The organism is Streptococcus sp. 53, from assembly GCF_013276565.1.
Lineage (GTDB): Bacteria > Bacillota > Bacilli > Lactobacillales > Streptococcaceae > Streptococcus.
In genome coordinates this window covers 1-8334 of sequence record NZ_VMLG01000044.1, presented here as the reverse complement: position 1 = coordinate 8334, position 8334 = coordinate 1, and the positions used below count along the sequence as shown (strand labels likewise).

Below are 8334 nucleotides of genomic sequence, written 5' to 3'. Positions count from 1 at the left end.
AGTCGTGGGAAAAGTTTGAGGAGTAGGAAAATGGAAGAAGTAATTACAATAAGTAAACGTGAATTACAAGAAATGATTGCTGAAGCAGTCGCCAATAAAATAGTTAAGATTAGAAAAGATTTTGGTCAAGTCGCTATCACTGATGAAGATATTCGTATCGTAAATAACAATCATCCTAAAGTCCTTGATTTACTTCAAAATCCTTATAAGAGAGAAATGGGTAGTGCAATCTATCCAATCATAACAGGGGTCCGTTGGGATAGTAATATTGGTAGTGACTCTAAAATATTTTTAACAAACAGGTTGATGAATAAAAGAGGAATTTACTATCATTCGAAACCGAATCTTTATAGTTCCCTCATCCATGAACAATTAAAATCTCTTGTTTTATCTTTACATGGTGCAACAGTAATAAAAGATTTGACAGATGATGAGTTTCAAAACGCTTTGGAAACATATAACGAATTTAAAAATTTCTTTTTGGATAGGTACAACGTCCGTCTAACAAAATTAAAACAGGAATTTCCAGAATTATAAAACAAAAAAGCACCTAGCAAAGTCAGATACTCAACGGAAAGATTTGAGGAATAGGAGGAATGACATGAACGAAGTTATTAAAGTGACTGTGAATGACAATCAAGAACCGGTTGTATCAGCAAGACAATTACACAAAACCCTTGAAGTTAAGACAAGATTTAGCCAATGGGTGGAACAAAACTTTAAAGGGTTTGAAGAAAATTATGATTTTTGCTCCGTAGTTACAACTACACAGCTAAATCAATATGGTGGAACAAAGGAATTGCAAGACTATGCTTTATCATTGGACACTGCAAAACACTTAGCAATGATGTCGAAAACCGACAAAGGAAAAGAAGTCAGACAGTACTTCATCCAAGTAGAAAAGGACTTCAACAGTCCTGAGAAGATTATGGCAAGAGCCTTGCTCATGGCTGATCAGAAAGTCCACAAGCTGGAGGCTCAGATTGAAGCGGACCGTTCTAAGGTGTTATTTGCAGACGCAGTAAGTGCAAGTAAGTCATCTTGTCTAATCGGTGAACTAGCTAAAATTCTGAAACAGAATGGGATTGACATTGGTCAAAACAAGCTCTTCCAGTGGTTACGCTCTAACGGCTACATCATTAGTCGACGTGGAGAGTCTTGGAACCAACCAACACAGAAAAGCATGCAGTTAGGTCTATTTGAGTTGAAAAAGACAAACATCAATCATGCTGACGGTCACACCACTGTCAACACAACAACTAAGGTCACAGGCAAAGGACAGCAGTACTTTATCAATAAGTTCCTTAATCAGGAATGTCTAACAGGTTAGAAAAGGACGAAAGTGATTGAAATAAGCGAAGAGAAAGGAGAGCGTATGACAGACTTTAAAAATTTAGATTGTCAATTTATCTTTCAAGAATGCGACTGAAAATTATACTGCTGTTAGTAATAGTTTTATCAACGATCCAAAACTGGACTTTACAGCTGTTGGTATTATGATGGTGGTGCTGGCTAATCACCCAAACTGGCAAGTCTATCCAGAGGAGATAGCCAAGCGAAAAGGTGTTAATCGGAAGACAATCGATAAGTATTTCAAAATTTTCGAAGAGGCTGGATATTTGCGAAAAATCCGAAAAAAACCTCCTGGAAATGGAGGGAGTCATATATTCAGATTCTTTTCAGATGTAAAAATATCTGATTTCCAATTCGATATTATGAAACAGAGATTAAACCTGTCTATCAAAAAGGCGTCTATGAATTATAATTCTGACATTCCAAAAAGTGAGATGTCAGAAAGTGAGATGTCAGAAAGTGAGATGTCAGAAAGTGAGATGTCAGAAAGTGAGATGTCAGATTTTGGGCACTAATAAATATTAACTAACAACAAGTATTAAATAACAATAAATATTAAAAGACAACAAGTCCTACTTCTCTAAATAAAAGAAAGAGAGAAGTTTAAAATTTCTAATTTAGGACTTTGGTTTGAAAGGAAAAGTAGAAAGGAAGACAGAGGGATGGCTAAACTGAATATCTCTTTAAGAAGCACGTCTGTAGATGAAGCTATTGAAAAAATAGCTCGCATTAAAGAAGCACATCCAGAAGATGTGCTCCAAATAGATGTTACGATTCTGGGTGATTGTCTTTTAGATTCGTAACAGTTTCATAGAATCGCTTGTAGAATTGTTCAATAGCTTCTTCTGGTAATCCAGACTTTGGAACACTATGTGCAACTCGAGCATTAAAGTGTTCGACGGTAATTTTTGTAAGTTCTAAAGCGATTTCTTTGTCAGATAGTGCCATTAGATCTCCTCCTTTCTATTGGGATTTTGACTAAAACGGTGAGAGGTCCTAGTCAAGATTATTATAGCAATTTAGGAGGATATTTCATCAGTCTTGAGACCGATATAGGAGGTTGAATGGAAGATAAAGTCATTGAACTTGCTGATTACTTCATCAGCGAATCTAAAACGTACAGAGAAGCTAAGATAGCATGTGAGAAGCTATTGAAACAAGTTAGTCATGAGATTGAGCTCAGGGCGCTGGAAAGTAAGATTTTTTAACCAAAAAAGCACCTGACGGCAATCAGGCGCATACTAAAATATTCAACATGATTATAACACGAAAGAGAGGAAATTGCATGCCGAAAACAGAAATTACTTATAAGCCAGTTGATGCGGACGAAAAAGCTACGCATGGTGATTACAAGCATCTTTGTCAGAGGTGGGAAGGATTGACTCCAGGAACTGCAAAAGTCTGGGCAGGTGAAATGCGAGAACATCCAGACTTCAAGCAGTTCATCGATAACCCAACTCATAAGATTGTATTTATCGATTACGAAGGATTTCGCATGTTCGTCAAATGGAAAAGTCGTAATCGCTATCGTACGAAGAAAGAAACTTTATCAGAAATGCTTGAGAATATCAAGAAAGAAAAATTGTTAGGAGTATAAAAATGTTTGAACCACCACTAATTAGCCAGCTTTTAGGAACTGGCGCAGTGATTTTGGGATTTATCAGCGCAGGGTTTCTAGCTCATCAGTTAGAAAAGCAAAAAGAGGAAGAAAGACGACTTCAAGAAGAGTATGATACGCAAGTGATTAGAACTTGTGATGAATTGCTTGAAATGGGCCGTGAAATTGAAAGAGAACAAATCCGCAAGAATATCCGTCGGGAGTTCAAAGGCTTTACGTTTGACAATGAACCGCCTGTAGGCTTGCGCCCAGAACCTCTAGCATTGCCAGAACCACGAAGAGCACGCTATGCAAAGCATTTGGGATAGAGCAAAGGAGACGCTAATGACTAGAATTGAACTTGAAAACCGTGTATGGCTTTTGGCCAATCATGAAGAAAAAAACGAATTACTGGATCTTGGGCTAACGTCCAAGGCCGGATATGTAAAACGAGTTCTGGAACTTGGAAAGGTGTATGCTCATGTTTGATTACGACAGAGATATAATGCAACCACCTGAAGAACGTGAAGAACTTGACCCAAGCGAGTACATCTATGTTGGATGTGGGCAGTATCGATACGTGGGTGATGAAATATGATTCAGGAACTACTTGCAGAAATCGATAACTGGCGAGCTGAATATATTCATCTTGGCCGAGAGCTGGGGCAAATCATCAACGAACAACAGGACGTTATTTTGAAATTGCAAAACGAAAACAGACGTATAAAACGTGAGAATTGGAACCTTAAGAAGACGAAAGGAAGAAGGAAATGACACAGATAACTAACAAAGGGAAGTCATTTATAAGAGCAGAGGTCTCTGAAAAACAAAAAGAATATATCGGACTTCTTGCTAAGCTAAGAGGTGTAACAACGCAAGAGCTTCTAGGTCAAGTCGTGGAACGTTTTATTGACGGGAATTTGCAACTTATTCAAGACTATAATAATGAATTAGATGCCTTAAACAGTAAGTCTAGACGCAGAATTAACATGAATACATAGGAGAAAACAAAATGGCAAATGAACTAACACACAAACAATTTTTTAACTCACCAGCAGTAAAACAGAAATTCTCAGAGGTGGTGAACGGAAACGGGCAACAGTTCGTAGCTAGCTTGCTGAGCGTTGTGACGAATAATAACTTACTGGCTAAAGCTACAAATGAAAGCATCATGACCGCCGCTATGAAGGCTGCAGTCCTAAATCTGCCAATCGAACCTAGCCTTGGATATGCTTATATCGTACCTTACAAGAACCAAGCACAATTCCAAATCGGATACAAAGGATTGATTCAGCTAGCACAACGTAGCGGACAAGTGACACGATTGAACGCAGGGGAAATCTACGAAAGCCAATATAAAGGGTTTAACCCTCTTACTGAGGATCTTGAAGTGGATATGTCTGCTATTCCAAAAGAAAAAGAAAAGGTTGTCGGATACTTTGCATTCATGCGCCTTGCAAATGGTTTTGAAAAAACTGTATTTTGGACCAAAGAACGAGTTCAAGCGCATGGTAAGAAGTACAGTCAGTCATTCTCTAGTAAGTACAGTCCCTGGCAGTCTGATTTTGATGCTATGGCCAGAAAAACAGTATTGAAGCGTATGTTATCAACATACGCCCCTCTTTCGACGGAATTACAAGATGCGATTGTGGCAGACAACGAAGATAGTACAATTTCAAACAAGAACGAAATGAAAGACGTTACTCAAGAACCAGTTACTGAAACTTTGGACGGTATCCTAGGAGCCTCTAGCGAGCTCACGGAGGGCGATAACGTGATGGACGGAGAATTTGCCGAAGAAACTAAAACACCCCCAAAAACGGCTGAAAAAACGGCAAATCCTGACGAGTTAGCTTCTACCGAATACCCAGCAGATGAAATTCCAGCCTTTAACGAAGAAACGGGCGAAGTTTTGGAAGAGATCAGCTTCTTCGAGGGAAACACGACCAACATTAAGGAGTAGGCCATGGAAGAACTAACACAAGAGAACTACTACCAGGACACAAACTGGTTGACAAACTCACGTTTTAAACGGTATCAGCAATGCCAAGCCAAGGCCTTTGCTTTGGACAACGGAGAATGGACTGAGGAGAGAGACGAAACGCCTCTTCTTCTTGGGAACTACGTTCACAGTTATTTTGAAAGTCCAGAAGCTCATCGGCAATTCATGGACGAAAATGGCGACAAGCTCCTGGCTAAGACTGGCAAGAACAAGGGAAACCTCAAATCCGATTTTGTGATTGGCAATAAGATGATTGCAAGTCTAAAGGACGACGATGGATTTAATCATTTGTATCACGGTTATCCGTCAGACGAAGTTCAAAAAGAGTTGATTGTTTATGGAGAAATCGAAGGCGTACCAGTCAAAGGGAAGCTAGATAGCGTGAATCTAAGCCGTGGTTATTTCGTTGATTTGAAAACCATGAAGTCCATCTACGCTGAAGAATGGAGCGTAGAACTTAAAAAGAAAGTTCCTGCAGCAGTTAACAATATTCTTAACTTTGGATATCATGGACAACTTGGCCTATATCGTGAATTGCTGAAACAAATGACTGGGAATGATTTTAGACCATACATTGTAGCGGTCAGTAAGGAAAACGTGCCAGATCGTGACATTTTGAAAATCGATGATGAATGGCTTGAAGAAGGTTTAGACAAAATCAAGTCTGAAATTGTAGAAGTTTGGAATGTTATCCAAGGTCGGAAAGAACCTAAAAAATGTAGTCATTGCGATTATTGCAGAAGTCAGAAAAAACTGAATGCAGTAGTTAGCTTGAATGACTTGATTGAAAGTAATTATTAAGTTTAAAAAAGTGAGGAAAGAATGAAAATCTATATTGAACAAGATGACGTAAAATTGAGTTTTGAGAGAGCGCAGGAACTTGACTATCAAACCTTATTCAAAGCCTATCAAATGGTTACAGGGTCTGATGAAATTCTTGAGGATTTAAGTCAGAAAGAACCCGGGGATACAAAGACAGTTTTAAAAAATGATGCTGAAAAAATAGCTGAAATCGATCCTGTCAATATCAAAGAAGTCACAGACAGGTTTTCAGCAAAATTTAGCGGAAGTCCAGCGGTTTCTCAGAAACCAAGTGAGAAGGTAGATGTCGATTTACAATGCCCATTTTGCGGATGCGCGAAGCGGTGGAAAGTCCCGTCTTACTTTACATTCATGAATTGCCCTGACTGCCAAGGCTCAATTTTCTTGTATTGGGCGACGGGAGTCAAAGGCGAATTGGATGACAATGGATTTTATTTCAGAGGGGACAGCCCGATGAAGTTCAAAGAGCAGACAGATGAATTCGAGGATATGTTTACTGTTGAAGAATCAAAATAGACAAAACCAACTATTTCCATTTTGGAAACAACTCAAAAACCAACAAGCCGTGCATTCTTGTAAAACTGCGAACTAGAAAACGTCAGTAAAGGTCATGTGACCTTGGACGAGCGACTGCCCGTATTTAGCCAATTCTCACAAAGGCAGTCGCATTTTTTTAGATAAACAGATGAAATTTTTGGATTTATTCGCTGGCATCGGCGGTTTTCGTCTTGGTATGGAGTCCGCCGGGCATGAATGCGTTGGATTTTGTGAAATAGACAAATACGCTAGAGCCAGTTATAAAGCGATACATAACACAGAAGGAGAAATTGAATTACATGACATTACAAGAGTCACAGATGAGTCTATTCGAAGATTCGGAAGTGTGGACGTTATCTGTGGGGGCTTTCCGTGCCAAGCTTTCTCAATTGCAGGAAACAGACGAGGTTTTGAAGATACACGAGGAACTTTGTTCTTTGAAATTGCTAGGTTCGCATCTATTCTCAGACCTAAATATTTATTCCTTGAGAACGTCAGAGGACTCCTCAACCATGATGGAGGGGCTACATTTGAAACCATCATCCGAACCTTGGACGAATTGGGGTATGATGTGGAATGGCAAGTGCTTAATAGCAAGAATTTTGGAGTCCCCCAAAATCGGGAACGTGTGTTCATTATCGGACATCTTAGAGGAGAACGTACCAGAAACGTTTTTCCTATCAGCGGAGAAAGTGAACAATCTGATCATCAACCACCAAAAATAGAAATTATAGGCAATACTAGAAATCCGAATGGCACAAGTAAAGGAACTAAAAGCGTGGTCTATGGTTCAGGTGGTGTAGTGGGAACTTTAACCGCAACAGATTACAAAGAGCCTAAGCAGGTCGCTATAAAACAGTTCGGAATCCTGCAACCCAATTTTAATCAATGTGGAGTGGTTTACGAAACAGACGGCATCGCACCAACAATCCGAGCCTATCAAGGTGGAGGTCTTGAACCTAAAATCATTCAGCGTGGTCATGGGTATAATAAAGGCGGAGAATATGACATCGCTCCTACTTTAACTAGCAATGGCTATCACGAAAACAACATCCTAAGAATCAAGGAAGCGACTACTCAAGGATATCCAGAGGCAGAGGTTGGGGATAGTGTGAACTTATCACACCCAAACTCTAAAACAAGGCGAGGACGAGTTGGGAAGAAAGTAGCCAATGCCCTCTTGACTGTAGAAAGTCAAGGAGTAATTGAGCCTGATTTTAGAATTAGAAAGCTGACACCTCGTGAATGTTGGAGATTGCAAGGATTTCCAGATTGGGCTTTTGATAAAGCACAAGAAGTGAATAGCAACAGTCAATTATACAAACAAGCAGGAAATAGCGTGACAGTCAATGTTATAGCTGCAATAGCAAAGGAATTTAGATAAACAGGAGAAAAACAAATGCAAAAAACAGCGGTAATTAATCCGCCTTTTACAATCGTAATAAACAAAACAGAACAGAATATCGAAATTGTCGGGAGCTCGTTGTGGAGTCCAGTAGCAGAATTTGTAAAACAAGATAAACAGCTATCACTAGATGAAAACGGCGACTTATTTGAGCCTGAATACAAGCTGGTGCTAGAAGCTAAACAATCTGTTGATATGATTTTGGATAACGCCTATGAAGCTGGAGAATTTGCCAAAGATACCAAAGAAGTTCAGACCCTCTTTAAATTTATTGAAGAAAACAAAAAGAATCTATTTGAAGAATTGGGATTCCATGGAGTCTTGCTATGAAGCTTGTCCTGAACATTGAGCCTAAACCACAATCACGGCCAAGATTTGCAAGGCGTGGGAGTTTTACCACGACTTATGAAGACAAGGACATGAAAGCCTGGCGCAATCATTGCCAGCTGCTCATTGCTAATCAGTACATGGGCCAGCCTATTCTTGAGGGAGCTTTGAGGGCAAAGGTTAGATTTTATATCAAACCTCCTCAGTACATTTCCAAAGTCAAGAAGAACCAGCAAGCGCTACTGGATGAAGTTATGCCAGTAGACAAGAAACCTGATATTGATAATTATG

15 protein-coding genes are annotated in these 8334 nt (G+C 39.4%); 14 read left to right on the top strand and 1 reads right to left on the bottom strand.

What is annotated here, in order from left to right; all coding sequences use genetic code 11:
* Positions 1-30: 30 nt before the first annotated feature.
* Positions 31-537 (top strand): hypothetical protein, encoded by a 507-nt coding sequence (locus HT722_RS10010; RefSeq protein ID WP_173278835.1) that lies wholly within the window; start codon positions 31-33, stop codon positions 535-537.
* 64 nt (positions 538-601) lie between these two features.
* Positions 602-1330, top strand: coding sequence for a phage antirepressor KilAC domain-containing protein (locus HT722_RS10005; protein WP_173278834.1), 729 nt, complete (start codon positions 602-604; stop codon positions 1328-1330).
* Between the two features lie 791 nt (positions 1331-2121).
* Here the strand turns inward: HT722_RS10005 and HT722_RS09995 are convergent.
* Complete coding sequence (locus HT722_RS09995; RefSeq protein WP_023947993.1) at positions 2122-2301, bottom strand: hypothetical protein; 180 nt, start codon at positions 2299-2301, stop codon at positions 2122-2124.
* Positions 2302-2417: 116 nt separating this feature from the next.
* Here HT722_RS09995 and HT722_RS09990 point away from each other — a divergent pair, with 116 nt between their 5' ends.
* The 12 genes from HT722_RS09990 to HT722_RS09935 form a co-directional block, all read left to right on the top strand.
* Entirely contained in the window at positions 2418-2561 is a 144-nt protein-coding gene (locus tag HT722_RS09990) for a hypothetical protein (protein WP_173278832.1), read from the top strand.
* Between the two features lie 77 nt (positions 2562-2638).
* Positions 2639-2950 (top strand): excisionase, encoded by a 312-nt coding sequence (locus HT722_RS09985; protein ID WP_173278831.1) that lies wholly within the window; start codon positions 2639-2641, stop codon positions 2948-2950.
* A 2-nt stretch (positions 2951-2952) separates the two neighbouring features.
* On the top strand, positions 2953-3279 hold the full coding sequence (locus HT722_RS09980; RefSeq protein ID WP_173278830.1) for a hypothetical protein: 327 nt from the start codon (positions 2953-2955) through the stop codon (positions 3277-3279).
* A 16-nt stretch (positions 3280-3295) separates the two neighbouring features.
* Positions 3296-3439, top strand: coding sequence for a hypothetical protein (locus HT722_RS09975; RefSeq protein WP_173212775.1), 144 nt, complete (start codon positions 3296-3298; stop codon positions 3437-3439).
* 105 nt (positions 3440-3544) lie between these two features.
* Positions 3545-3724, top strand: coding sequence for a hypothetical protein (locus HT722_RS09970; RefSeq protein WP_173278829.1), 180 nt, complete (start codon positions 3545-3547; stop codon positions 3722-3724).
* Complete coding sequence (locus tag HT722_RS09965) at positions 3721-3951, top strand: hypothetical protein (RefSeq protein ID WP_173278828.1); 231 nt, start codon at positions 3721-3723, stop codon at positions 3949-3951. Before HT722_RS09970 ends, HT722_RS09965 begins: the two co-directional genes overlap by 4 nt.
* Before the next feature lie 11 nt (positions 3952-3962).
* A complete protein-coding gene (locus HT722_RS09960) occupies positions 3963-4913 on the top strand; it encodes a recombinase RecT (protein WP_173278827.1) in 951 nt (316 codons plus the stop codon).
* A 3-nt stretch (positions 4914-4916) separates the two neighbouring features.
* Positions 4917-5753 (top strand): PD-(D/E)XK nuclease-like domain-containing protein, encoded by an 837-nt coding sequence (locus tag HT722_RS09955; RefSeq protein ID WP_173278826.1) that lies wholly within the window; start codon positions 4917-4919, stop codon positions 5751-5753.
* Positions 5754-5774: 21 nt separating this feature from the next.
* The gene (locus HT722_RS09950; protein WP_173278825.1) at positions 5775-6290 is read left to right on the top strand and encodes a hypothetical protein; all 516 of its coding nucleotides are present in this window, start codon (positions 5775-5777) and stop codon (positions 6288-6290) included.
* Between the two features lie 169 nt (positions 6291-6459).
* A complete protein-coding gene (locus HT722_RS09945; protein WP_173278824.1) occupies positions 6460-7695 on the top strand; it encodes a DNA cytosine methyltransferase in 1236 nt (411 codons plus the stop codon).
* Between the two features lie 15 nt (positions 7696-7710).
* Positions 7711-8046 carry a hypothetical protein gene (locus tag HT722_RS09940; RefSeq protein ID WP_173278823.1) on the top strand — a complete coding sequence of 112 codons (336 nt, stop codon included), beginning with the start codon at positions 7711-7713 and terminating at the stop codon, positions 8044-8046.
* Positions 8043-8334 (top strand): RusA family crossover junction endodeoxyribonuclease (locus HT722_RS09935; protein WP_173278822.1); only part of this gene is annotated, 292 nt, incomplete at its 3' end. The genes HT722_RS09940 and HT722_RS09935, both read left to right, overlap by 4 nt.

Coding starts and splice junctions, on each gene's coding strand:
- HT722_RS09985 (WP_173278831.1), top strand. CDS start 2,639: ATGCCGAAAACAGAAATTACTTATAAGCCAGTTGATGCGGACGAAAAA.
- HT722_RS09990 (WP_173278832.1), top strand. CDS start 2,418: ATGGAAGATAAAGTCATTGAACTTGCTGATTACTTCATCAGCGAATCT.
- HT722_RS09970 (WP_173278829.1), top strand. CDS start 3,545: ATGATTCAGGAACTACTTGCAGAAATCGATAACTGGCGAGCTGAATAT.
- HT722_RS09995 (WP_023947993.1), bottom strand. CDS start 2,301: ATGGCACTATCTGACAAAGAAATCGCTTTAGAACTTACAAAAATTACC.
- HT722_RS09955 (WP_173278826.1), top strand. CDS start 4,917: ATGGAAGAACTAACACAAGAGAACTACTACCAGGACACAAACTGGTTG.
- HT722_RS09975 (WP_173212775.1), top strand. CDS start 3,296: ATGACTAGAATTGAACTTGAAAACCGTGTATGGCTTTTGGCCAATCAT.
- HT722_RS09965 (WP_173278828.1), top strand. CDS start 3,721: ATGACACAGATAACTAACAAAGGGAAGTCATTTATAAGAGCAGAGGTC.
- HT722_RS09980 (WP_173278830.1), top strand. CDS start 2,953: ATGTTTGAACCACCACTAATTAGCCAGCTTTTAGGAACTGGCGCAGTG.
- HT722_RS09940 (WP_173278823.1), top strand. CDS start 7,711: ATGCAAAAAACAGCGGTAATTAATCCGCCTTTTACAATCGTAATAAAC.
- HT722_RS10010 (WP_173278835.1), top strand. CDS start 31: ATGGAAGAAGTAATTACAATAAGTAAACGTGAATTACAAGAAATGATT.
- HT722_RS09960 (WP_173278827.1), top strand. CDS start 3,963: ATGGCAAATGAACTAACACACAAACAATTTTTTAACTCACCAGCAGTA.
- HT722_RS09950 (WP_173278825.1), top strand. CDS start 5,775: ATGAAAATCTATATTGAACAAGATGACGTAAAATTGAGTTTTGAGAGA.
- HT722_RS10005 (WP_173278834.1), top strand. CDS start 602: ATGAACGAAGTTATTAAAGTGACTGTGAATGACAATCAAGAACCGGTT.
- HT722_RS09945 (WP_173278824.1), top strand. CDS start 6,460: ATGAAATTTTTGGATTTATTCGCTGGCATCGGCGGTTTTCGTCTTGGT.